Here is a 22,717-nt window from a genome sequence, read left to right on the forward strand (position 1 = left end):
CCACACCCGCGCCCGCGCGCCGCACTGGCTCGCCACCGCCGCGGCGGTGGGCGCGCTGCTGGGGGCCTCCGCGCTGCTGGAGCCGGCCGGAGCCGACGCCACCCAGCCGCGGGAGACCGCCGCGGTGACTCCCGGCCCGGACGCGGACACGGCCCGCTATCCGCTGGACTGCGGCCCGGTGGAGGCCGAGGTGGTCGACAGGGCGGCCGTGGACTTCGACGGCGACGGCCGGGCCGAGACCGTCGCGGTGGTCCGCTGCGCCGCGGGGATCGGCACCCCACCCAGCGGGGTGTACGTCCTGGCCCATCCCGCGCGCGAGGGAGGCCGGCCCCGGGTCGCCGAGACCCTGGTGGACCCCGAGGAGGGGATGACGGTGCAGGACCTGACCGTTCGCGACCGCACGGTATTCGCCAGGCTGCTGGGCTACTCCTCGCCGGACGTGCCCCGCTGCTGTCCCGACAGGGCCCGGGACGTCGAATGGGAGTGGCGGGGCGGGAAGTTCGTGCTGGAGGCGGCGCCGACCGCCCGGAGTGTCTGAGCGGTCACGCAACGCCGCCGGAGGCCGGAGCACCGCTGTGCTCCCGGCACCGCCCGGCACAGCCTCGGCCTGCCTCGGCCTGTCCGGTTCTGTTCTGCCCTGTCCGGCGCTACCCGGCGTCGGGGCCGTACACCTCGACACCGTCGGTCACCCGGCGCACGTGGATGCACTCGCCCGGGCACTCCTTGGCCGAGTCCGCCACGTCGCCGAGCAGCGGGAGCGGGACGGGGGCGGTGGCGCCCGGCTCCGTGCGCAGCTCCGCCTCCCCGCCCGCGGGGGCGGGGCCCTTCACGTAGGCGAGCCCGTCGATGTCCAGCTCGAAGACCTCGGGCGCGTACTGCGCGCAGATGCCGTCGCCGGTGCAGAGTTCCTGGTCGATCCAGACTTCCAGCTCTGTGGTCTGCTCGTTGTGCGAGCCCATGTTGCTGCCTGCCGTTCCTGCGCTCGTGACCGGACCGTGTGACGGATTGTCGGTGTGATCTTGGCGGAATAGAGCCACCCGTGACGGGGGTTGACGCTTCAGACGATACAACCGGCCGCTTTCCGGCGAGGTTGGGTGGGTATTCACCCGGGGTAAGGGAGTGCGCAAGGGTGAAGATCAGACACACCCCGACCGTGTTTGTGATCTAGGGGTTTCAACCCCCACGGGTCCAGGTAGGGTCAGGAAGCGTCCAGCTCCCCTTGGAGGAGGTGAGGACCGTGGCAGCCCACGACGACGACATCAACCGCGGCATCCGGCCCGAACGGGGTTCCGACGACCCGGCAGGCCAGGTTGCCCATCTCGAGCAGGAGATCGCCGTCCTGCGCCGCAAGCTCGCCGACTCTCCGCGCCACACTCGGATTCTCGAGGAGCGGATCGTCGAGCTGCAGACGAATCTGGCCGGTGTGTCCGCACAGAACGAGCGGCTCGCCAACACCCTCCGTGAGGCCCGTGACCAGATCGTGGCCCTCAAGGAGGAGGTCGACCGGCTGGCCCAGCCACCGGCCGGCTTCGGGGTTTTTCTGCAGGCGAACGAGGACGGTACGGCCGACATCTTCACCGGCGGGCGCAAGCTCCGGGTGAACGTCAGCCCCAGCGTCGACCTCGGTGAGCTCAGGCGTGGCCAGGAGGTCATGCTCAACGAGGCGCTCAACGTGGTCGAGGCCATGGAGTTCGAACGCGCCGGGGACATCGTCACCCTCAAGGAGGTCCTGGAGGACGGCGAGCGCGCCCTGGTGATCGGGCACACCGACGAGGAGCGCGTGGTCAGGCTCGCAGAGCCCCTTATGAAGGCCACGCTCCGGGCCGGTGACGCGCTGCTGCTGGAGCCGCGCTCGGGGTACGTCTACGAGGTCGTGCCCAAGAGCGAGGTCGAGGAGCTCGTCCTCGAAGAGGTCCCGGACATCGACTACAACAAGATCGGTGGCCTGGGTGGTCAGATCGAGCTGATCCGCGACGCGGTGGAGCTCCCCTACCTGTACCCGGACCTGTTCAAGGAGCACGAACTCCGCCCGCCCAAGGGCGTTCTGCTCTACGGCCCGCCCGGCTGCGGCAAGACCCTCATCGCCAAGGCCGTGGCCAACTCCCTTGCCAAGAAGGTCGCCGAGGTGACCGGGCAGCCCCAGGGGAAGAGCTACTTCCTCAACATCAAGGGCCCCGAGCTGCTGAACAAGTACGTCGGCGAGACCGAGCGGCACATCCGGCTGGTCTTCCAGCGGGCGAGGGAGAAGGCGAGCGAGGGCACACCCGTCATCGTCTTCTTCGACGAGATGGACTCCCTGTTCCGCACCCGCGGCTCCGGTGTCAGCTCGGACGTGGAGAACACCATCGTCCCGCAGCTGCTCTCGGAGATCGACGGTGTGGAGGGGCTCGAGAACGTCATCGTCATCGGCGCCTCCAACCGCGAGGACATGATCGACCCGGCGATCCTGCGCCCGGGCCGCCTCGATGTGAAGATCAAGATCGAGCGTCCGGACGCCGAGGCCGCCAAGGACATCTTCTCGAAGTACCTGACCCCGAACCTCCCGCTGCACTCGGACGACCTCGCGGAGCACAACAGCGACCCCGGGGCCACCGTCGCCGGGATGATCCAGTCGGTCGTCGAGCAGATGTACGCCGAGTCCGAGGAGAACCGCTTCCTGGAGGTCACCTACGCCAACGGTGACAAGGAGGTCCTGTACTTCAAGGACTTCAACTCCGGCGCGATGATCCAGAACATCGTCGACCGGGCCAAGAAGATGGCGATCAAGGCCTTCCTCGACCACAACCAGAAGGGTCTGCGGGTCTCCCACCTGCTCGCCGCGTGCGTGGACGAGTTCAAGGAGAACGAGGACCTGCCCAACACCACCAACCCCGACGACTGGGCCCGCATCTCCGGCAAGAAGGGCGAGCGGATCGTCTTCATCCGCACCCTCGTCACCGGAAAGCAGGGCGCGGACACCGGACGCTCCATCGACACGGTGGCCAACACCGGTCAGTACCTGTAGAAGACACCGTCCGGCTGCGGATGCCCGTGTCCCCGTCGAGAGGCGGGGCGGGCGTCCGCAGCCGGATCTTTTCGGACCGATCTCCACCGAGGAAACACGGGAAGTCCGCAGTGATCTCCCAACCACGCCCCGACGGCCCTAGGCTCGTCCGTACCGCCGCCATGCGGAGTGCGAGGCCAGGGGCCACGCAGGGGCCGGATGCGCAGCGGGACTTGAGCGGTGGCCCAAAGGCGGGCCGCCGCCGGGCAAGGAGGGCCGCATGACCGTACGGCGAGTGATGGGCATCGAGACGGAGTACGGGATCTCCGTCCCCGGTCACCCGAACGCCAATGCCATGCTCACCTCGTCCCAGGTCGTCAACGCCTACGCGGCGGCGATGCACCGGGCGCGCCGCGCCCGCTGGGACTTCGAGGAGGAGAACCCGCTGCGGGACGCCCGGGGCTTCGACCTCGCGCGCGAGGCCGCCGACTCCAGCCAGCTCACGGACGAGGACATCGGCCTGGCCAACGTGATCCTCACCAACGGCGCGCGGCTGTACGTGGACCACGCGCACCCCGAGTACAGCGCCCCCGAGGTCACCAACCCGAGGGACGCCGTGCTCTGGGACAAGGCCGGCGAGCGGATCATGGCCGAGGCCGCCCGGCGCGCCGCCGAGGTGCCCGGCGCCCAGCCGATCCACCTCTACAAGAACAACACCGACAACAAGGGCGCCTCCTACGGCTGCCACGAGAACTACCTGATGAAGCGGGAGACCCCCTTCTCGGACATCGTGCGCCACCTGACGCCCTTCTTCGTCTCCCGCCAGGTCGTCACCGGCGCCGGACGCGTCGGGATCGGCCAGGACGGCTCCGAGCACGGCTTCCAGATCAGCCAGCGGGCCGACTACTTCGAGGTGGAGGTCGGCCTGGAGACCACCCTCAAGCGGCCGATCATCAACACCCGCGACGAGCCGCACGCCGACGCCGAGAAGTACCGCCGGCTGCACGTGATCGTCGGCGACGCCAACCTGTCGGAGATCTCCACCTACCTCAAGCTGGGCACCACCTCCCTGGTGCTGTCCATGATCGAGGACGGCTTCATCGCCGTCGACCTGGCCGTCGACCAGCCCGTGCGCACCCTCCACCAGGTCAGCCACGATCCGGCGCTGCGCCGTCCGATCACGCTGCGCAGCGGGCGGACACTGACCGCCGTACAGCTCCAGATGGAGTACTACGAGCTGGCCCGCAAGTACGTGGAGGAGCGCTGGGGGCAGGACGCGGACGAGCAGACGAGGGACGTGCTGGCCCGCTGGGAGGACGTCCTGGGGCGTCTGGAGAGCGACCCGATGAGCCTGGCGGGCGAGCTGGACTGGGTCGCCAAGCGGGAGCTGATGGAGGGCTACCGGCGCCGCGACGGCCTGGACTGGGACGCTGCCCGGCTGCACCTGGTGGACCTGCAGTACGCCGACGTGCGCCCCGACAAGGGCCTGTACAACCGCCTGGCGGCCCGCGGCCGGATGAAGCGGCTGCTGGACGAGGCGGAGGTGGAGCGGGCCCGCTCCCAGCCCCCGGAGGACACCCGCGCCTACTTCCGCGGCCAGTGCCTGGAGCGGTACGCCGACGCGGTGGCCGCGGCCTCCTGGGACTCGGTGATCTTCGACCTGCCGGGTCGGGACTCCCTCCAGCGGGTACCCACCCTGGAGCCGCTGCGCGGTACGCGCGCCCACGTCAGCGAGCTGCTCGACCGCTGCCGCACGGCGGAGGAGCTGGTCAGGGCGCTGTCCGGGAAGTGAACCGGGGGAGAAGGGACGGCTGAACGTCTCCGGATGAGGGAATCATGGAGATGGCTTCCGAACGTCTGTGACGGCGGCGCGGCAGTGGTACGGCAGTGGTACGGCAGGAAAGCGCCACCGGCACGGGAAGAGCCGATGTCAGGCCCGGCTTGTAGGGTCTGATCTTGTACCGTCCAACCGAGCGGGGTGAGGTATATGGCGACCAAGGACACCGGCGGCGGTCAGCAGAAGGCGGCACGCTCCACCGAGGAGGTCGACGAGCAGGCGCAGGACGCGCAGGTCTCGGAGGACCTCAAGGAGCGCCAGGAGGCGCTGTCGGACGAGGTGGACTCCGTGCTGGACGAGATCGACGACGTGCTGGAGGAGAACGCCGAGGACTTCGTGCGCTCCTTCGTGCAGAAGGGCGGCGAGTAAGGCGTGCCCGTCCGTCCCGCACCCCCGCGACGGCGGGGGTGCGGGACGGATGACATCCGCCGCCACGGGTAAGGTCCGTGCAGGATTCTCAAGATCCGGTCTCACGATCTGGTGGAAGGAAACGTGTGGAAGCCAACACCCGTAGCACAGGGCGTCTGCCTGCTGCCTTCCTGACGCCGGGCTCGTCCTCGTTCATGGACTTCCTGTCCGAGCACGCGCCCGAGCAGCTCCCCGGCAACCGCCCGCTCCCGCCCGTGAAGGGCGCCGTCGAGGCGCCGCACGGCACGACGATCGTCGCGGTCACCTTCCCCGGCGGCGTGGTGCTGGCCGGCGACAGGCGCGCGACGATGGGCAACATGATCGCCCAGCGCGACATCGAGAAGGTCTTCCCGGCCGACGAGTACAGCGCCGTCGGCATCGCCGGGACCGCCGGGCTCGCCGTGGAGATGGTCAGGCTCTTCCAGCTGGAGCTGGAGCACTTCGAGAAGGTCGAGGGCACCCAGCTGTCCCTGGAGGGCAAGGCCAACCGCCTGTCCACGATGATCCGCGGCAATCTCGGCATGGCCATGCAGGGCCTGGCGGTGATCCCGCTGTTCGCCGGGTACGACGTGGACCGGGACAGGGGCCGCATCTTCTCCTACGACGTGACCGGCGGGCGCTCCGAGGAGCAGGGCTTCGCGGCGGTCGGCTCCGGCTCGGTCTTCGCGCGCGGCTCGCTCAAGAAGCTGCACCGCGACGACCTCAGCGAGCAGCAGGCGGCCACGGTCGTCGTCCAGGCCCTCTACGACGCCGCCGACGACGACTCCGCCACCGGCGGACCCGACCTGGTGCGCCGGATCTACCCCGTCGTCACGGTGATCACCGAGGACGGCTTCCGCAGGCTCACCGAGGAGGAGGTCGCCGAGATCGCCCGCTCGGTGCACGACGGCCGGCTCCAGTCGCCCAACGGGCCCCAGGCCCCTGTGCTCTAGATCAGGAAGGGACCGATAGCCGGTGTCGACGCCGTTCTATGTCTCACCCCAGCAGGCCATGGCGGACCGCGCCGAGTACGCCCGCAAGGGCATCGCGCGCGGTCGCAGCGTGGTCGTGTTGCAGTACGCCGACGGCATCGTGTTCGTCGCCGAGAACCCCTCTCGGGCGCTGCACAAGGTCAGCGAGATCTACGACCGGATCGCCTTCGCGGCGGTGGGCAAGTACAACGAGTTCGAGAACCTGCGCATCGGCGGCGTCCGCTACGCCGACCTGCGCGGCTACACCTACGCCCGCACGGACGTCACCGCGAGGGGCCTGGCCAACGTCTACGCCCAGACCCTGGGCACCATCTTCTCCAGTGCGGCGGAGAAGCCGTACGAGGTGGAGCTGATCGTCGCCGAGGTCGGGGAGGGCCCCGAGGACGACCAGATCTACCGGCTGCCGCACGACGGCTCGATCGTCGACGAGCACGGCTCGGTGGCGGTCGGCGGCAATTCCGACCAGATCGGCAGCTACCTCGAACAGCGCCACCGGGACGGGATGACCCTGGCCGAGGCCCTCGAACTGGCGGTGGGTTCCCTGAGCCGGGACAGCAACGGCGGCGAGCGCACCCTCACCGCCGACCAGCTCGAGGTCGCCGTCCTGGACCGCACCAGGCCCCAGCAGCGCAAGTTCAAGCGGGTGCTCGGCCGGCAGCTCTCCCGGCTGCTGGAGGAGGGCGGTACCTCCGCGTCCGCGGGGGAGACGTCCGGCGGAGACTCCTCGGGGGAGTCCTCCGCCTCCGAGGAGTAGCCCCCGCACCCCCGCCCCGCCTCCGTCGACAGTCCCGTGGGCCCCGGCCGCGCTCAGCGCCCGCCGGGGCCCACGGGCGCGTCCGGGGGCGGGGCGGTGGAGCCCCGCACGGTCAGCCGCACCGGCAGGGTGGTCACCCTGGCGGGGGATCCGGGGCCGCCGGCCTCCCGCGTCCGGCCGTCCAGGACGGCGCCCTCCCCCCGGCCGTCCAGGACAGCCAGCAGAGCCCGCATTCCGGCCGCCCCCGCGTCCTCGGCGGGCAGCCGTACCGTCGTCAGCTCCGGCTCGACCGCCCGGGCGAGCGCCAGATCGTCGAAGCCGGTCACCGAGACGTCCTGCGGCACCCGCAGTCCCAGCCGCCGCACCGCCTTGCACGCGCCCGCGGCGAGCACGTCGTCGTCGCACACCAGCGCGGTCGGCCGGGGGACCGCCGCCAGCGCCTGTGCGGCGGCCCGCGCCGCGGCGGCCACGTCCAGACCGGCCGTCCAGGTCGGCGGAGGCGGACAGCCGGCCCCGGCCAGGGCCTCGGCCAGTGCCGCGGCCCGCACCCGGAAGGTCCAGGAGTCCACCGCCGCGGCGATGTGGGCCACCCGGCGGTGGCCCAGCTCCAGCAGATGCGCCACCGCCTGCCGCATGCCGTCGGCGATGTCGAGGTTGACGGTGGCCGCGGCCTGGGTGTTCTCCGGCCCGCTGTCGAGCATCACCAGGGGCAGCTCACCGCCGGAGCGCAGGGCCGCCAGCGCCTCGGAGGCCATCGAGGAGGCGATCACGCCGTCGAGAGCGGCGCCGGCGGAGTCGAAGGGGTCCCGGGCCGGGCCGACGCCCTCCGGCGAGGGGTAGAGCACCACCCCGAAGCCGTGCTCGGCGGCCACCCGCGCGGCGCCCGCGTGGACCCGGGCGAAGAACTCGTTGGTGAGCGCCGGGACGACCAGCAGCGCGGTCCGGGTGCGTCCCAGCCGCAGGCTGCGCGCGGCCAGGTTCGGCCGGTAGCCCAGCTCCCGTGCCGCCTCCCGCACCGCCTCGGCCTTGCCCGGCGAGACCCGGCCGCGCCACTTGCCGCCCAGCACCAGGGAGACGGCCGCCTGCGAGACCCCGGCGGCGCGCGCCACGTCCCGGCTCGTGGGCCGGGGGCGGTCGATGGGCACTGGCTGGCTCCCGGAGCGGACGGACGGTGCGGGCGGGCGGTGCGGGCGGGCGGTGCGGGCCCCGGGGCCGGCATGGACCCGGGGGCTGACTCATGGTACGTATGACGGAGCGGGTTATACGTAACACTCTCGGGTCGCCGGAGGAATCCGGGGAAGAGGAGACGATCCATGGCGACGGGCTACGCCGAACTGCTGCGCGCCAGGCACGCCGCGCGGCTGCTCGCCGGCACCCTGGTCGGCCGGCTGCCGAACGCCACCGCCGCCCTGGCGATCGTGCTGTTCACCCGAGCGGAAGGCGGCAGCTACACCCTGGCGGGCGCGCTGTCGGCCGTCTACGGGCTGTCCAACGCCGTCGGCCAGCCGCTGCTGGGCCGTGCGGTGGACCTGTGGGGCCAGCCGAGGGTGATGCTGCCCGCCGCGCTGCTCTCCGGTCTGGGCATGGCCGCCCTCGCCCTCACCGGCATCGAGCCGCTGCCCGTCGCCTACGCGGCGGTAGCCGCAGCCGGCCTGTTCACCCCGCCCCTGGAGGGCGGCCTGCGCGCCCTGTGGCCGTCCGTCCTGAAGCACCCCGACCGGGTGCACGCCGCCTACGCGCTGGACGCGGTGGCCCAGGAGGTCATGTTCACCCTGGGACCGCTGGCCGTCACGGTGCTGGTGGCCTTCTGGAGCGAGGCCGCGGCCCTGCTGGTGATCAACGCCCTGGGGGTGCTCGGCGCCCTGTCCGTGGTCGTCTCGCCGCCCTCCCGCCGCTGGCGCTCCGAGCCGCGCGAGGCGCACTGGCTGGGCGCCCTGCGCTCCGGCGGCCTGCTCGCCCTGCTGGGCTCGTTCTTCTTCGTCGGCCTCGCCCTGGGGACGATCGCCGTGGCCGCGGTCGCCTACGCCGACGGCCACGGCGACGAACTGATCTCCAGCTACCTGCTCTCGGCGCTGGGCGCCGGCGCGCTGGTCGGCGGCCTGGCCTACGGAGCCCGGACCTGGGCGGGGGAGCCCGAGGCCCGGCTGCGCGCCCTGGTGGCCGCCCTGGCGGCCGGCTACCTGCCGCTGGCGCTGGCGCCGGGCCCCGTGGCGATGACCTTCCTGACCGGGCTCGCGGGGCTCTTCCTGGCCCCCGCGCTGGCCTGCGCCTTCGTGGTGGTGGACCGGCACGCGCCGCCGGGCACGGTCACGGAGGCGTTCTCCTGGCTGGTGACGTCCTTCGGCGTCGGAGCCGCGGCGGGGACGGCCGTGGTGGGCCCGGTCATCGAGTGGGGCGGGGCTCCGGCGGGCTTCCTCGTCGCCGGTGCGGGCGGCCTGGCCGCGCTGCTGGTCCTGCTGGCCACCGGGCGGGTCCTGGCGGCTCCCGCCCGGCTCCCGGCCCCGGTCCGCACCCCGTCCCCCGATGCCGTCGCCCGGATGGAAAGTGATCGGAACGGGGGTGCCGGAGCCGGTTTCAAAACCGGGCATCAGGCGTAAAGTTCATTCATGGACCGCCGAATCTTCGGGCTGGAGAACGAGTACGGCGTCACGTGTACGTTTCGGGGACAGCGGCGCCTGTCTCCTGACGAAGTGGCGCGGTACCTCTTCCGCCGTGTCGTGTCATGGGGCCGCAGCAGCAACGTCTTCCTCCGCAACGGAGCCCGCCTCTACCTCGACGTGGGATCGCATCCGGAGTACGCCACTCCGGAGTGCGACAACGTGACCGAGCTGGTCACCCACGACAAGGCCGGCGAGCGCATCCTCGAAGGACTCCTCGTCGACGCCGAGCGACGCCTCCACGAGGAGGGCATCGCGGGCGACGTCTACCTGTTCAAGAACAACACCGACTCGGCGGGCAACTCCTACGGCTGCCACGAGAACTACCTCGTGGCCCGGCACGGGGAGTTCTCGCGTCTGGCGGACGTCCTCATCCCGTTCCTGGTGACCAGGCAGCTCATCTGCGGCGCCGGCAAGGTGCTCCAGACCCCGCGCGGCGCGGTCTACTGCGTCAGCCAGCGCGCCGAGCACATCTGGGAGGGCGTCAGCTCGGCCACCACCCGGTCCCGGCCGATCATCAACACCCGCGACGAGCCGCACGCCGACGCCGAGCGCTACCGCCGCCTCCACGTCATCGTCGGCGACTCCAACATGTCCGAGACGACCATGCTGCTCAAGGTCGGCGCCACCGACCTGGTGCTGCGCATGATCGAGGCCGGCACGGTCATGCGCGACCTCACCCTGGAGAACCCGATCCGGGCGATCCGCGAGGTCAGCCACGACATCACCGGCCGGCGCAAGGTCCGGCTGGCCAACGGGCGCGAGGCCTCCGCGCTGGAGGTGCAGCAGGAGTACTACGAGAAGGCCGCCGACTTCTGCGAGCGCCGGGGCATCCGCACGGGCGTGGTGGACCAGGTGCTGGAGCTGTGGGGCCGCACCCTGGAGGCGGTCCGCACCCAGGAACTCGACAAGGTCAACACCGAGATCGACTGGGTGATGAAGTACCAGCTCATCGAGCGGTACCGGGCCAAGAACAACATCACCATGTCCCACCCCCGGATCGCCCAGATAGACCTCGCCTACCACGACATCCACCGTCGCCGCGGGCTGTACTACCTGCTGGAGCGGAAGGGACAGGCGGCCCGGATCTGCAACGACGTCAAGATCTTCGAGGGCAAGTCCGTGCCGCCGCAGACCACCCGTGCCCGGCTGCGCGGCGACTTCATCCGCCGGGCCCAGGAGCAGCGCCGCGACTTCACGGTCGACTGGGTGCACCTGAAGCTGAACGACCAGGCCCAGCGCACGGTGCTGTGCAAGGACCCGTTCCGTTCGGTGGACGAGCGGGTGGAGAAGCTCATCGCCGGTATGTGAGCCCGGCGGCGGGCGTGCCCGGGGCCGTGGCACACCGGCACGGTCCCGGGACCGGGAACGAAATCGGTCCTTCCGCGAGTTGTGGGAGGTGGGCCGGGCGGCCCGTAGAGTGGCCGGACACGCCCGGAACGCCCGGACACCTCCTACACCGCGAGTTGGACTGATGCTGCAATCTCGAGGGGGACGCCCCCCACACCCCCGCTCCCTGGCGAAGGTCGGCCGCCGCGTCGCCGCGGCACTGGTCGTGCCTGCCATGCTCTTCACCGCGGCGTGCGGCTCCGACGGGTCCGATGGCTCCGACGGCTCCTCCGAGGCCACCACGAAGGTCTCCGGCAAGGTCGGCGAGGAGCCCAAGGTAACCGTCGCCGAGGACGCCGAGGCCCCGGACGAGGCCGCCACGCGGACGGTCACCGAGGGCAAGGGCGACAAGCTCGCCGAGGGCGACTTCGTCCGCATCGACATCCTGATGACCAGCAACGGCCAGGAGCTGATCAACACCTGGAAGCAGCAGCCCGAGGGCGCCTCCGAGGGTGACGCCCGCCGCCAGGAGGTCCTCCGTCTCGGTGAGGCGCAGGGGCTCCCCGAGCCGGTCACCCGGTCCCTGATCGGCGAGCGGGCCGGCAGCCGCGTCCTGGTCGAGGGCACCGCCGAGGCGATCATGGGCGACTCGATCAACCCGCAGCTGGGAATCGACGGGGCCGACAGCATGGTCTGGGTGATCGACGCCGTCGCCTCCGCCAAGACCGACGCCGAGGCCGAGGCCGAGGGCGAGCAGGCGGCCACGGGCGAGGGCATGCCCGAGGTGAAGGCCAACGAGCGGAAGGCCGCCACCATCACCGTCCCCAAGGGCGAGAAGGCTCCCGGAAAGCTGAAGCAGCAGGTGCTGATCGAGGGCGACGGGCCCGAGGTGAAGGCCGGCGACGGCCTGATCGCCCAGTACACCGGAGTCAAGTGGGAGGACGGGAAGAAGTTCGACTCCTCCTGGGACCACGGCGGCGCCACCGCCTTCCAGATCGGCACCGGCAAGGTCGTCAAGGGCTGGGACGACGCCCTGGTCGGCAAGAAGGTCGGAGACCGAGTCCTCCTGGTCATCCCGCCGGACCTCGCCTACGCAAGCAACCCGCAGTCGGAGCTGGCCGAGAACACGCTGGTGTTCGTCGTGGACATCGTCGGCAAGGTCTGACGATCTCCGACGGCGGCGGCCCGCCGGGTCTGCGAGACTGGCCCGGTTGACCGATGGAAAAGTTCGTAGGAGCAATTTCGTGAGCATCGAAAAGCCCGAGATCGACTTCCCGGGCGGCGAGCCCCCGGCCGACCTGGAGATCAAGGACATCTGGGAGGGCGACGGACCGGTCGCCAAGGCCGGCGACACCGTCTCCGTGCACTACGTGGGCGTCGCCTTCTCCACCGGTGAGGAGTTCGACGCGAGCTGGAACCGCGGCACCCCGCTGCGCTTCCAGCTCGGCGTCGGCCAGGTCATCTCCGGCTGGGACCAGGGCGTGCAGGGCATGAAGGTCGGCGGGCGCCGCCAGCTGATCATCCCGCCCCACATGGCGTACGGCGACCGGGGCGCCGGCGGCCGGATCAAGCCGGGCGAGACGCTCATCTTCGTCTGCGATCTGGTCTCCGTCTGAGACAGGTGGAACACCGGCCCGGGCCCCCGCCGCACGGCGGGGGCCCGGGCTTTGTACCGGGCCCGTCCGGAGCGGTACGGTCGACGGTCGGGACAAGTACGAGAGAGGGCGTCGATGGCCATTGCCAAGGCCGAGCGGCTGATGAATCTGGCGCTGTGCCTGCTGGGGACGCGGCGCCCGCTGACCAAGCGCGAGCTGCGGGCGTCGATCGAGGCGTACCTGGAGGTCGGCGGGGGTTCCGGCAGGGGCGGCGAGGACGCCTTCAACCGGATGTTCGAGCGCGACAAGGACGATCTGCGCGAGCTCGGCCTGGTGATCGAGACGGTGGAGAACCTGGAGGGCGAGATCGCCTACCAGGCCCGCCGCGACAGCAACCGCCTCCCGCCCGTCGTCCTGGACGCCGAGGAGGCCGCCGCCCTCACCCTGGCCGCCAAGGTCTGGCAGCAGGCCCGGCTGGCCGGGGCCGCCAGCGGCGCCCTGCAGAAGCTGCGCGCCGCCGGGATGCCGCTGGCCGACACCGGCGCGGACGACCCGTACGCCGGCCACAGCGCCCTGGAGCCGCGCATCCCCGTGCGCGAGGCCGCCTTCGAACCGCTGATGCTCGCCTGCCGCGACCGGCGCCCGGTCACCTTCGCCTACCGCAAGTCCAACGCCGCCCGTCCCGAGACCCGGCACGTGGAGCCGTGGACGCTGGAGTGCTGGCGCGGCCACTGGTACCTGGCGGGCCACGACCGCGACCGGGGCGCCGAGCGGGTCTTCCGGCTCTCGCGCATCACCGGGCCGGTGCGCTCCCGCGCCGGTGCCTACACCGCCGAGGTGCCCGACCACGTCACCGTCCGCGAGACCGTCGAGCGCTGGGCGGGGGAGATCGCCACCGCCACCGCCCGCATCCGGCTGCGGCAGGGCGCCGGCTACCCGCTGCGGGCCAGGGCCTCGGAGGTGCGCGAGGCCGGGGACGGCTGGGACGAACTGGAGATCCCCTACGGCCACGGGCTGGACGCCTGGCTGGTGGAGTTCGGGCCGGACGTGGTCGTGCTGGAGCCCGCCGAGCTGCGGGCCGACGTGGTGGACCGGCTGCGCGCCGTAGCCAAGGGATGACGGGCCCCGCCGGGGGCCGACGGGCCCGGAGCAGGACCGCACGGGTCCGCACGGGGCCGGCAAGGGTTTGAGGGAACGCGAGGGAAGAGGCACCACCGACATGGCCACCAACGCCATCGACCAGACCCGCCGGATGCTGTCCCTGGTGACGTATCTGCGCGAGCGGCCCGGCGCCCGCGTCGAGGACGTCGCCCGCGCCTTCGGCATCACCACCGACGAGCTGATCTCCGACCTCCACGTCCTGCCGATGTGCGGCACCAGCTTCCGCGGCGGGGACCTGCTGGACATCGACACCGACGGCGAGCGCATCTGGTGGCACAACGCCGACGCGGTGGGCTCCAGCACCGGCGAGCCGCTGCGGCTGGCCGCCGACGAGGCCACCGCCCTGCTGGTGGCCGCGCGGGCCGTCGCCACCCTGCCGGGGCTGCGCGAGGGCGACCGCGAGGCCCTCCAGCGCGCCACCGCCAAGATCGAGGCGGCGGCGGGCGAGAGCGCCGGGGCCAGCTCCCGGCTGTCGGTCACCTTCGAGTCCGAGGGCGGGGTTTTCGCGGACGTCGACCGGGCCATCGCCGAGCGCCGCCGGCTGTGGATCCGCTACTACTCGCCGACGCGGGACACCCTGACCGAGCGCGAGATCGACCCGATCCGACTGTTCGCCGTCGGCCACACCTACGTCGAGGCCTGGTGCCGCCTGTCCGAGGCGCACCGCACCTTCCGGCTGGACCGGGTGGCCGAGATCAGGCTGCTGGACGAGCCCTCCGACCCCCCGCCGGTGGAGCTGCGCGACCTGTCCGAAGGGCTGGTCCAGCCCTCCGCCGAAGATCCGCAGGTGGTGATCGAGGTGGGACCGGGCGGGCGCTGGGTCGCCGAGTACTACCCGCACGACAGCGCCGAGGAACTGCCCGAGGGCGGTCTGCGCATCACCCTGCGCGCCCCCGACCCGGCCTCCCTGCGCCGCCTGGCCCTGCGGCTGGGCCGCGACGGCCGGATCGTCTCCCCGCGGGAACTGGCCGACAGCGCCCGGGACGCGGCGCGGGCGGCGCTGGCGGCGTACGGCGACTGAGCACCGGTCCGGATCTGCGCAGCCCGAACCTGCGCAGCCCGGGCCCGCCCGGCCGGGGCCTCCCCGCTCCGGCCGCGGCCGTCCACTACGCTCGCCCCATGCTCTGGCCCATGTTCTTCCTCACGCTCGCCTTCTGCGGAATCGCCGTGCTCGGCGTCCTCGCCGTCCGGGTGGGACTGGAGGTGCGGCGCTTCGCCCGCGCGGTCGGCGACGGCTGCGAGCGCGTCGCCAGGGCCGCGGAGGACCTGGAGCGGGCCGCGACCCCCCTGGCCGCACGGGCGCGCGTCGAGCGCTGAAGCGGGCACGGGCGGCTGCAGGCGGGGTACGGACGGGGTGCCCCGGGGCACCGTCTGGCGTCGCCCCCTCCATGTCCGGACCCCGGGGCGGTACCCTTCAAGACGGCGTACGCGCTGCGTCCGTGACCGGCACCGGGATGACGCTGAGGCATTGCCCCGCGTTCACCCCCCGGGGTTACGATCGCTGCCAGCGCACCAGTACGAGGAAGCCCGTCCGAATCAGTAGGGCAGGCACGGAGACCGCCGCCCCGGCGAGAAGGTAGTGGCACATGATCGGCAATCTGAGGCCCATGGAGATCGTACTGATCCTCCTCGTCGTCCTGCTGCTGTTCGGCGCCAAGAAGCTCCCCGACATGGCCCGTTCGCTCGGCAAGTCGGCCCGCATCCTCAAGAGCGAGGCCAAGGCCATGAAGAAGGAGAGCGAGACCGAGGCCGCCCAGCAGGACGCCTCCGCCCAGCAGGCCGCGCCCAAGACCATCCAGGCCGCGCCCGGCGACGTCACCAGCTCCCGCCCGGTGACCGAGCCCGACCAGCAGACCACCAAGAACTGATCCGGGCCCGGGCCCGGTGACGGGCCAGGCGCCGCACGAGCCCAGACACCCGGCACACCGCCACTGACACCGAGGACGTGGGTTGCTCAAGTCCGCCCGCAGACAGGGGAAGCCGCAGAGGGATCCCGAGGGGCGCATGCCACTCGCGGAGCACCTGCGGGAGCTGCGCAACCGCCTGATGAAGTCGGTGCTGGCCATCCTGGCCGTCACCGTCGTCGGGCTGGTGTACTACAAGCAGATCGCCGACTTCCTCACCGATCCCCTCCGCGACGCCGTCGGCTGCACCGCGGGCTTCGGCCGGGCCGCCGAGGAGGGCGAGGCCTGTGCCGAGATCACCATCAGCGGTGTGATCGCGCCCTTCACCCTCATGCTCAAGGTCGGGCTCACCACCGGCATGGTGCTGGCCTGCCCGGTCTGGCTCTACCAGCTGTGGGCCTTCCTCGCCCCCGGCCTGCACAGCCACGAGAAGAAGTACGCCCGCTCCTTCGTCGCGGCCGGCGTGCCGCTCTTCCTCGGCGGCGCCTACCTCGCCTACATCGTCCTGCCGACGATGGCCGCCACCCTGATCGAGTTCACCCCCGAGGGCACCGGCAACCTCGTCCCGCTGGACGAGCTCCTCGACATCATCACGCGGATGGTGATCGTCTTCGGGCTGGCCTTCGAGCTGCCCCTGGTACTGGTGATGCTGAACTTCGGCGGCATCCTCACCGGCCGCAGGCTGCTGGGCTGGTGGCGGGCCATGGTCGTCTCCATCACCCTCTTCGCCGCCGTCGCCACCCCCAGCGGCGACCCGCTGACCATGGGCGCCCTGGCCGCGCCGATCGTGCTGCTGTACTTCATCGCCGTCGGGATCTCCCTGTTCAACGACCGCCGCCGCAGCCGCAAGGACCCCTACGCCGGACTGAGCGACGACGAGGCGTCCCCGCTCGATCACACCCCGGAGAAGGTCGGCGCGATCGAGTCCGTCGACGCCCCCTCCGCACTGCCCGAGAGCACCACCGAGGACGGCCCGGCCAGGCGCAACGGTTACGACGACGCCACCTGAGCCGGTATGGTCCGCGCGTGACCAGCGAGATCACCCTGTTCGTCAACCCCACCGCCGGCCACGGCCGCGGTGCGGGAGCCGCCCAGCCCGCCGCACGCGCCCTGCGTGAGGCGGGCTTCTCGGTGCGCACGGTCGTCGGCGCGGACGCCGACGACGCGCTCACCCGGGCGCGGCAGGCCGTACGCGGCGGCACCGGCGCGCTGGTCGCCGTCGGCGGGGACGGCATGGCCTCCCTCGCCCTCCAGGCGGTGGCGGGCACCGGCACACCGCTGGGCGTCGTCGCGGTCGGCACAGGCAACGACATCGCCCGCGCGCTGGGTCTGCCCGTGCGCGACCCGGCCGGGGCGGGGCGGGTGATCGCGCGGACGCTCAAGGAGGGGCGGAGCCGGCGCATCGACCTCGGCCGGGTCGGCGGACGCTGGTACGGCAGCGTGCTGGCCTCCGGTTTCGACTCCCGCGTCAACGACCGCGCCAACCGCATGCGCCGGCCCGCCGGGCGCCTGCGCTACGACGTGGCGATGCTCGCCGAACTGGCCGGGCTGCGGACGGTCCCGTACCGCGTCACGCTCGACGACGGCCCGCCGCTGGAGATCGACGCGACACTGGTCGCCGTCGGGAACGGCCCCTCCTACGGGGGAGGCATGCGGATCTGCGCCGACGCCCGCCTCGACGACGGCCTGCTGGACGTCACGGTGGTGGGGGAGTGCACCCGTACCACCCTGCTGCGGGTCTTCCCGCGCGTCTACCGCGGCACCCACCTGTCCCACCCCGCCGTCACCGTGCACCGGGCGGCGAAGGTGACCCTGGAGGCCGCCACGCCCGGGGAGACGGTGACCGGCTACGCCGACGGCGAGCCGCTGGGACCGCTGCCGCTCACGGTCGAGGCGGTTCCGGGGGCGGTACGGGTGCTGGCGCCGGAGCCCGCCGGGCCGTAAAGGCCGGTGTTCTGTCGGCGACGGCCGGTAGGCTCGTAAGTACGATGACCGAGGACATGTCCCCAGCAGAGCGCTATGCCGCCGCCCGGGTCCGCGCCGCCGAGCAGGCCACCGCTCTGGCTCCCTTCCGCGAGATGTACGACTTCGAACTGGACCCGTTCCAGATCGAGGCGTGCAGGGCACTGGAGGCCGGCAAGGGCGTACTGGTCGCCGCGCCCACCGGATCCGGCAAGACGATCGTGGGCGAGTTCGCCGTCCACCTGGCCCTCGCCCGGGGCCGCAAGTGCTTCTACACCACGCCCATCAAGGCGCTGTCCAACCAGAAGTACAACGACCTGGTCAAACGCCACGGCGCGCAGCGGGTCGGCCTGCTGACGGGCGACAACAGCATCAACTCCGGCGCACCGGTGGTCGTGATGACCACCGAGGTCCTGCGGAACATGCTCTACGCCGGCTCGCAGGCGCTCGCGGGCCTGGGCTACGTGGTGATGGACGAGGTGCACTACCTCTCCGACCGGTTCCGCGGCGCGGTCTGGGAGGAGGTCATCATCCACCTCCCCGAGTCGGTGACGCTGGTGTCCCTGTCGGCGACCGTCTCCAACGCCGAGGAGTTCGGGGACTGGCTGGACACCGTCCGCGGCGACACCGAGGTGATCGTCTCCGAGCACCGGCCCGTGCCGCTGTGGCAGCACGTGCTGGCCGGGCGGCGGATGTACGACCTGTTCGAGGAGAAGAACGGCCGGCGCGAGGTCAACCCGGACCTGCTGCGCATGGCCCAGTTGGAGAACAGCCGCCTGCCCGCCTTCCGCGACCGGCGCCGGGGCAAGCCGGTGCGCGAGGCCGACCGGGAGCGCGAGCGGCGCCAGCGCAGCCGGATCTGGACGCCCAGCCGCCCCGAGGTGATCGACCAGCTCGACTCCCAGGGACTGCTCCCGGCGATCACCTTCATCTTCAGCCGCGCCGGCTGCGAGGCGGCCGTGCAGCAGTGCCTGTACGCCGGACTGCGGCTGAACGACGCCGGGGAACGGGCGCGGGTGCGCGAGCTGGTGGAGGAGCGCACCGCCTCCATCCCCGACGAGGACCTGCACGTGCTCGGCTACTTCGAGTGGCTGGAGGGCCTGGAGCGGGGCATCGCCGCGCACCACGCGGGCATGCTGCCGACCTTCAAGGAGGTCGTGGAGGAGCTGTTCGTCCGCGGCCTGGTCAAGGCCGTCTTCGCCACCGAGACCCTCGCCCTGGGCATCAACATGCCCGCCCGGTCGGTGGTGCTGGAGAAGCTGGTCAAGTGGAACGGCGAGCAGCACGTCGACATCACCCCCGGCGAGTACACCCAGCTCACCGGCCGCGCCGGACGGCGCGGCATCGACGTCGAGGGCCACGCGGTGGTGCTGTGGCAGCGCGGCATGGACCCGGGCGCCCTGGCCGGGCTCGCCGGCACCCGCACCTACCCGCTGCGCTCCTCCTTCCGCCCGTCGTACAACATGGCGGTCAACCTGGTCTCGCAGTTCGGGCGGCACCGCTCGCGCGAACTGCTGGAGACGTCCTTCGCGCAGTTCCAGGCCGACCGCGCGGTCGTCGGCATCTCCCGGAGGGTCCAGCGCAACGAGGAGGGCCTGGAGGGCTACCGCGAGGCGATGACCTGTCACCTGGGGGACTTCGAGGAGTACGCGCGGCTGCGGCGCGAACTGAAGGACCGTGAGACCGAACTGGCCCGCCAGGGCGCCCTCCAGCAGCGCGCGGCCGCGGCCGACTCGCTGGAGAAGCTGCGGCCTGGCGACGTGATCCACGTGCCCACCGGCAAGTTCGCCGGTCTGGCGCTCGTACTGGACCCGGGCGTCCCGGCCGGGCGCAGCCACGGACACCGCGGCTGGGACCACCACGACGGCCCCCGCCCGCTGGTGCTGACCGCCGCCCGGCAGGTCAAGCGGCTGGCCTCGATGGACTTCCCCGTGCCCGTCGAGCCGCTGGAGCGGATGCGGATCCCCAAGTCGTTCAATCCGCGCAGCCCGCAGTCCCGCCGGGACCTGGCCTCCGCGCTGCGCACCAGGGCAGGCCATCACGAGCCGGGGCGCACCCGCCGCAGGCAGCGCTCGGAGGCCGCCGACGACACCGAGATCGCACGGCTGCGCAAGGCCATCCGCGCCCACCCCTGCCACGGCTGCGACGAGCGCGAGGCGCACGCCCGCTGGGCGGAGCGCTACCACCGCCTCAAGCGCGACACCCGGCAACTGGAACGCCGCATCGAGGGCCGCACCAACACCATCGCCCGCACCTTCGACCGCGTCTACGCACTCCTCACCGACCTGGGCTACCTGCGCGGCGACGAGGTGACCGACGACGGCCGACGGCTGGCCCGGCTCTACGGGGAGCTGGACCTGCTGGCGAGCGAGTGCCTGCGCGAGGGCGTCTGGGAGGGGCTGTCCCCGACCGAACTGGCCGCCTGCGCCTCGGCCCTGGTGTACGAGGCGCGCTCCTCCGACGACGCACTGCAGCCGGTGCTGCCCGGAGGGAAGGCCAAGGAGGCGCTGGGCGAGATGGTCCGCATCTGGGGCCGGCTGGACGCCCTGGAGGAGGAGCACCGGATCAACCAGTCCGAGGGCGTGGGCCAGCGCGAGCCCGACCTCGGCTTCGCCTGGGCCGCCTACCGCTGGGCGGAGGGCGACAGCCTGGACTCGGTGCTGCGGGAGGCCGAGATGCCCGCCGGCGACTTCGTGCGCTGGTGCAAGCAACTGGTCGACGTGCTCGGCCAGATCGCCGCGGCGGCTCCCGAGGGCGGCACGGTGGCGCGCAACGCCCGCAAGGCGTCCGAGAAGGTCGTGCGCGGCGTGGTGGCGTACACCTCCGTCGGCTGACGCACCGGCACGGGGCGCTGCCTCGCGAGCACGCTCCCGGCCCGGTCGCCCGGCAGCTCACTCCGCCAGGGCGTCCAGCAGCCGCCGCAGCGATCCGCCCAGTCCCCACCGCCCGGCCAGCTCCTCCAGCTCCCGGGCGTGCAGCGGCTCGGCCGGAAGCGCCGGGTCGAACTCCGGCAGCGCCACGTCCCCGGCCACCCGCACCACCTTCGGCGCCACGGCCAGGTACTCCCGCGCCGCCTCCAGCCTCCGCCGCTGCGCGGGCGTCAGAGCGGAGGAGGGGTCGCCGACGGCGGCCAGGATGCCGTCCAGGTCGCCGTACGCCTCCAGCAGCCGGGCCGCGGTCTTCTCGCCGACGCCGGCCACGCCAGGAAGCCCGTCGCTCGGGTCGCCGCGCAGCAGGGCCAGGTCCGCGTACGCCGCCCCGCCGGCCACGCCGTACTTCTCCCGCAGGGCGGCCTCGTCGACGACCATGGGGTCGCCCATGCCCTTGACGGGGTAGAGCACCCGCACCCCGCGTGCGTCGTCGACGAGCTGGAACAGGTCGCGGTCGCCGGTGACGACGTCCACCGGGCCGCCGGACCGGCGGACGAGGGTGCCGATGACGTCGTCGGCCTCGTAGCCGTCCGCGCCGACCCGGGCGATGCCGACCGCGTCCAGCACCTCCTCGATCACCGGGATCTGCGGGGAGAGGGTGTCGGGCACCTCTTCGGCGTCCGGACCCCGATCGGACTCCTCCACCACCCGGTGCGCCTTGTAGGACGGGATCAGCTCGACCCGCCACCGAGGCCGCCAGTCGTTGTCCATGCAGGCCACCAGGTCGTCGGGGCGGTGGTCGCGCACCAGGCGGGCGATGAAGTCCAGCAGCCCGCGCACCGCGTTGACCGGCGTGCCGTCGGGTGCCCTGACCGACTCGGGGACCCCGAAGTGGGCACGGAAGTACAGGGAAGCGGTGTCGAGGAGCATCGTGCGTCGCGTGGTCACGCACCGATCATGCCGCACCGGTCGGACAGTGGGGCCCCGCGCCGGGACGGCCGGGCCTAGGGTGGCCGCATGGCAGCCACCCACCGCTACGAACTCACCCTGCAGTGGACCGGGAACCTCGGAGCCGGGACGCGGGACTACCGGGCGTACAGCCGGGACCACGAGGTCCTGGCCGGCGGCAGAGCGCCCCTGCCCGGCTCCGCCGATCCCGCCTTCCGCGGCGACCCGGCCCGCTGGAACCCCGAGGAGCTGCTGGTCTCCTCCCTCTCCCAGTGCCATCTGCTGTGGTACCTGCACCTGTGCGCGACCGCGGGCGTGGTGGTCACCGGCTACACCGACCGTCCCGTGGGCACCATGACCATGGACGGCGCCGGGGGCGGCGGACGGTTCACCGAGGTGGTGCTGCGGCCCGAGGTGTCCGTGGCCGAGGAGCCGATGCGGGAGAAGGCCCTGGCCCTGCACGGCGAGGTCGGGGCGGTGTGCTTCATCGCACGCTCCGTCGCCTTCCCAGTGCGGCACGAGCCGACGGTGGCGGTACGGCCGTGACCGGCACCGTCCGCCGGGTCGTCTCGCTGGTGCCGTCCCTGACCGAGGCCGTCGCCGCCACCGGGCCGGAACTGCTGGTCGGGGCCACCGACTGGTGCAGCCATCCGCCCGGTCTGGACGTGGTGCGGGTGCGGGGCACCAAGAACCCCGACCTGGATCGGATCGCGGCCCTCCGCCCCGATCTGGTCGTCGCCAACGAGGAGGAGAACCGCCCCGCCGACCTCGCCGCCCTGCGGGGCGCGGGCATCGAGGTGCTGGTCACCGAGGTCCGCACGCTCCCGCAGGCGTTCGCCGAGCTGGAACGGGTGCTCACCGCCGGATGCGGGCTGCCCCGGCCCGCCTGGCTGGACGAGGCCGAGGAGGTCTGGAGCGCGGTGCGGCCCGCCGTCGGCGCCACCGCCGTGGTGCCCGTCTGGCGGCGGCCGTGGATGGTGCTGGGCCGGGACACCTTCGCGGGCGACATCCTGGCCCGCCTCGGTGTGCGCAACGCCTACGCCGGTCACGCCGAGCGCTATCCGCGCGTCGGGATCGGGGAGCTGAACGAGCCGGGGCGGGCCGACCTCGTGGTGCTGCCCGACGAGCCGTACCGCTTCACCGCCGGCGACGGCCCCGAGGCGTTCCCCGGTCTGCCCGCGGCCCTCGTCAGCGGACGGCACCTGACCTGGTACGGGCCCTCGCTGGCCGAGGCGCCGGCCGTGCTCGGCGCGGCGCTGGCCGAGGCTTCGGCCGCTCCGCCTGCCGCTCCGCCTGCCGCTCCGCCTGCCGCTCCGCCGCCCTGACCGGCGCGCGCCG

General features: G+C 72.4%; 22 protein-coding genes. 19 read left to right on the top strand and 3 right to left on the bottom strand.

Annotated features, from left to right (window positions below):
- The coding region (locus ACLIYP_RS20595) for a hypothetical protein (protein WP_412714605.1) at window positions 1–538 on the top strand (538 nt) is incomplete at its 5' end.
- Window positions 539–647: 109 nt separating this feature from the next.
- On the opposite strand, the gene ACLIYP_RS20600 is transcribed toward ACLIYP_RS20595, so the two are convergent.
- Window positions 648–959 carry a ferredoxin gene (locus ACLIYP_RS20600; RefSeq protein ID WP_412714606.1) on the bottom strand — a complete coding sequence of 104 codons (312 nt, stop codon included), beginning with the start codon at window positions 957–959 and terminating at the stop codon, window positions 648–650.
- A 278-nt stretch (window positions 960–1,237) separates the two neighbouring features.
- Between ACLIYP_RS20600 and arc the strand changes: the two genes are divergently transcribed.
- The 5 genes from arc to prcA all read left to right on the top strand — a co-directional run bounded on the left by arc (window position 1,238) and on the right by prcA (window position 6,953).
- Window positions 1,238–3,004 carry a proteasome ATPase gene (gene arc / locus ACLIYP_RS20605; RefSeq protein ID WP_412714607.1) on the top strand — a complete coding sequence of 589 codons (1,767 nt, stop codon included), beginning with the start codon at window positions 1,238–1,240 and terminating at the stop codon, window positions 3,002–3,004.
- A gap of 259 nt (window positions 3,005–3,263) precedes the next feature.
- Complete coding sequence (dop, locus tag ACLIYP_RS20610; protein WP_412714608.1) at window positions 3,264–4,775, top strand: depupylase/deamidase Dop; 1,512 nt, start codon at window positions 3,264–3,266, stop codon at window positions 4,773–4,775.
- A gap of 195 nt (window positions 4,776–4,970) precedes the next feature.
- Complete coding sequence (locus ACLIYP_RS20615) at window positions 4,971–5,189, top strand: ubiquitin-like protein Pup (RefSeq protein WP_093662349.1); 219 nt, start codon at window positions 4,971–4,973, stop codon at window positions 5,187–5,189.
- Window positions 5,190–5,314: 125 nt separating this feature from the next.
- Window positions 5,315–6,160: a proteasome subunit beta gene (prcB, locus tag ACLIYP_RS20620; RefSeq protein ID WP_410539224.1), complete on the top strand. Its 846-nt coding sequence runs from the start codon at window positions 5,315–5,317 to the stop codon at window positions 6,158–6,160.
- A gap of 22 nt (window positions 6,161–6,182) precedes the next feature.
- The gene (gene prcA, locus ACLIYP_RS20625) at window positions 6,183–6,953 is read left to right on the top strand and encodes a proteasome subunit alpha (protein ID WP_412714609.1); all 771 of its coding nucleotides are present in this window, start codon (window positions 6,183–6,185) and stop codon (window positions 6,951–6,953) included.
- A 53-nt stretch (window positions 6,954–7,006) separates the two neighbouring features.
- On the opposite strand, the gene ACLIYP_RS20630 is transcribed toward prcA, so the two are convergent.
- Window positions 7,007–8,098: a LacI family DNA-binding transcriptional regulator gene (locus ACLIYP_RS20630; RefSeq protein WP_412714610.1), complete on the bottom strand. Its 1,092-nt coding sequence runs from the start codon at window positions 8,096–8,098 to the stop codon at window positions 7,007–7,009.
- Window positions 8,099–8,266: 168 nt separating this feature from the next.
- Here ACLIYP_RS20630 and ACLIYP_RS20635 point away from each other — a divergent pair, with 168 nt between their 5' ends.
- The 11 genes from ACLIYP_RS20635 (at window position 8,267) to ACLIYP_RS20685 (ending at window position 20,395) form a co-directional block, all read left to right on the top strand.
- Window positions 8,267–9,550 carry an MFS transporter gene (locus tag ACLIYP_RS20635; RefSeq protein ID WP_412714611.1) on the top strand — a complete coding sequence of 428 codons (1,284 nt, stop codon included), beginning with the start codon at window positions 8,267–8,269 and terminating at the stop codon, window positions 9,548–9,550.
- 9 nt (window positions 9,551–9,559) lie between these two features.
- Window positions 9,560–10,921, top strand: a complete 1,362-nt coding sequence (gene pafA / locus ACLIYP_RS20640; RefSeq protein WP_412714612.1) for a Pup--protein ligase — start codon at window positions 9,560–9,562, stop codon at window positions 10,919–10,921.
- Between the two features lie 163 nt (window positions 10,922–11,084).
- A complete protein-coding gene (locus tag ACLIYP_RS20645; RefSeq protein ID WP_412714613.1) occupies window positions 11,085–12,104 on the top strand; it encodes an FKBP-type peptidyl-prolyl cis-trans isomerase in 1,020 nt (339 codons plus the stop codon).
- A gap of 79 nt (window positions 12,105–12,183) precedes the next feature.
- Window positions 12,184–12,555, top strand: a complete 372-nt coding sequence (locus ACLIYP_RS20650; RefSeq protein ID WP_412714614.1) for an FKBP-type peptidyl-prolyl cis-trans isomerase — start codon at window positions 12,184–12,186, stop codon at window positions 12,553–12,555.
- Between the two features lie 114 nt (window positions 12,556–12,669).
- The gene (locus ACLIYP_RS20655) at window positions 12,670–13,653 is read left to right on the top strand and encodes a helix-turn-helix transcriptional regulator (protein ID WP_412714615.1); all 984 of its coding nucleotides are present in this window, start codon (window positions 12,670–12,672) and stop codon (window positions 13,651–13,653) included.
- A 100-nt stretch (window positions 13,654–13,753) separates the two neighbouring features.
- A complete protein-coding gene (locus ACLIYP_RS20660; protein ID WP_412714616.1) occupies window positions 13,754–14,716 on the top strand; it encodes a helix-turn-helix transcriptional regulator in 963 nt (320 codons plus the stop codon).
- A 98-nt stretch (window positions 14,717–14,814) separates the two neighbouring features.
- The gene (locus ACLIYP_RS20665; protein WP_410539231.1) at window positions 14,815–15,012 is read left to right on the top strand and encodes a hypothetical protein; all 198 of its coding nucleotides are present in this window, start codon (window positions 14,815–14,817) and stop codon (window positions 15,010–15,012) included.
- Window positions 15,013–15,281: 269 nt separating this feature from the next.
- Window positions 15,282–15,563 (top strand): Sec-independent protein translocase subunit TatA, encoded by a 282-nt coding sequence (gene tatA / locus ACLIYP_RS20670; protein WP_412714617.1) that lies wholly within the window; start codon window positions 15,282–15,284, stop codon window positions 15,561–15,563.
- Between the two features lie 136 nt (window positions 15,564–15,699).
- Window positions 15,700–16,608, top strand: a complete 909-nt coding sequence (gene tatC, locus ACLIYP_RS20675; RefSeq protein ID WP_412714618.1) for a twin-arginine translocase subunit TatC — start codon at window positions 15,700–15,702, stop codon at window positions 16,606–16,608.
- Window positions 16,609–16,625: 17 nt separating this feature from the next.
- Window positions 16,626–17,543 (top strand): diacylglycerol kinase, encoded by a 918-nt coding sequence (locus tag ACLIYP_RS20680; RefSeq protein WP_412714619.1) that lies wholly within the window; start codon window positions 16,626–16,628, stop codon window positions 17,541–17,543.
- 44 nt (window positions 17,544–17,587) lie between these two features.
- Entirely contained in the window at window positions 17,588–20,395 is a 2,808-nt protein-coding gene (locus ACLIYP_RS20685) for a DEAD/DEAH box helicase (RefSeq protein ID WP_412714620.1), read from the top strand.
- 57 nt (window positions 20,396–20,452) lie between these two features.
- Here ACLIYP_RS20685 and ACLIYP_RS20690 read toward each other — a convergent pair whose 3' ends face one another.
- Window positions 20,453–21,361 (bottom strand): 5'-3' exonuclease, encoded by a 909-nt coding sequence (locus ACLIYP_RS20690; protein WP_412714623.1) that lies wholly within the window; start codon window positions 21,359–21,361, stop codon window positions 20,453–20,455.
- Between the two features lie 87 nt (window positions 21,362–21,448).
- Between ACLIYP_RS20690 and ACLIYP_RS20695 the strand changes: the two genes are divergently transcribed.
- Both ACLIYP_RS20695 and ACLIYP_RS20700 read left to right on the top strand, forming a co-directional pair.
- Window positions 21,449–21,925 (top strand): OsmC family protein, encoded by a 477-nt coding sequence (locus ACLIYP_RS20695; protein ID WP_412714621.1) that lies wholly within the window; start codon window positions 21,449–21,451, stop codon window positions 21,923–21,925.
- The gene (locus ACLIYP_RS20700; RefSeq protein ID WP_412714622.1) at window positions 21,922–22,704 is read left to right on the top strand and encodes a helical backbone metal receptor; all 783 of its coding nucleotides are present in this window, start codon (window positions 21,922–21,924) and stop codon (window positions 22,702–22,704) included. The genes ACLIYP_RS20695 and ACLIYP_RS20700 overlap by 4 nt, the downstream gene beginning before the upstream one ends.
- The last annotated feature ends 13 nt before the right edge of the window (window positions 22,705–22,717 follow it).

The organism is Streptomyces nanhaiensis, from assembly GCF_046614825.1.
GTDB lineage: Bacteria > Actinomycetota > Actinomycetes > Streptomycetales > Streptomycetaceae > Streptomyces > Streptomyces radiopugnans.

Excerpts from the sequence above, each read along its gene's own strand:
- ACLIYP_RS20600 (WP_412714606.1), bottom strand. The coding sequence starts at position 959 with ATGGGCTCGCACAACGAGCAGACCACAGAGCTGGAAGTCTGGATCGAC.
- dop (WP_412714608.1), top strand. The coding sequence starts at position 3,264 with ATGACCGTACGGCGAGTGATGGGCATCGAGACGGAGTACGGGATCTCC.
- ACLIYP_RS20615 (WP_093662349.1), top strand. The coding sequence starts at position 4,971 with ATGGCGACCAAGGACACCGGCGGCGGTCAGCAGAAGGCGGCACGCTCC.
- ACLIYP_RS20635 (WP_412714611.1), top strand. The coding sequence starts at position 8,267 with ATGGCGACGGGCTACGCCGAACTGCTGCGCGCCAGGCACGCCGCGCGG.
- pafA (WP_412714612.1), top strand. The coding sequence starts at position 9,560 with ATGGACCGCCGAATCTTCGGGCTGGAGAACGAGTACGGCGTCACGTGT.
- ACLIYP_RS20645 (WP_412714613.1), top strand. The coding sequence starts at position 11,085 with ATGCTGCAATCTCGAGGGGGACGCCCCCCACACCCCCGCTCCCTGGCG.
- ACLIYP_RS20655 (WP_412714615.1), top strand. The coding sequence starts at position 12,670 with ATGGCCATTGCCAAGGCCGAGCGGCTGATGAATCTGGCGCTGTGCCTG.
- ACLIYP_RS20660 (WP_412714616.1), top strand. The coding sequence starts at position 13,754 with ATGGCCACCAACGCCATCGACCAGACCCGCCGGATGCTGTCCCTGGTG.
- ACLIYP_RS20665 (WP_410539231.1), top strand. The coding sequence starts at position 14,815 with ATGCTCTGGCCCATGTTCTTCCTCACGCTCGCCTTCTGCGGAATCGCC.
- tatA (WP_412714617.1), top strand. The coding sequence starts at position 15,282 with ATGATCGGCAATCTGAGGCCCATGGAGATCGTACTGATCCTCCTCGTC.
- tatC (WP_412714618.1), top strand. The coding sequence starts at position 15,700 with ATGCCACTCGCGGAGCACCTGCGGGAGCTGCGCAACCGCCTGATGAAG.
- ACLIYP_RS20685 (WP_412714620.1), top strand. The coding sequence starts at position 17,588 with ATGACCGAGGACATGTCCCCAGCAGAGCGCTATGCCGCCGCCCGGGTC.
- ACLIYP_RS20690 (WP_412714623.1), bottom strand. The coding sequence starts at position 21,361 with ATGCTCCTCGACACCGCTTCCCTGTACTTCCGTGCCCACTTCGGGGTC.
- ACLIYP_RS20695 (WP_412714621.1), top strand. The coding sequence starts at position 21,449 with ATGGCAGCCACCCACCGCTACGAACTCACCCTGCAGTGGACCGGGAAC.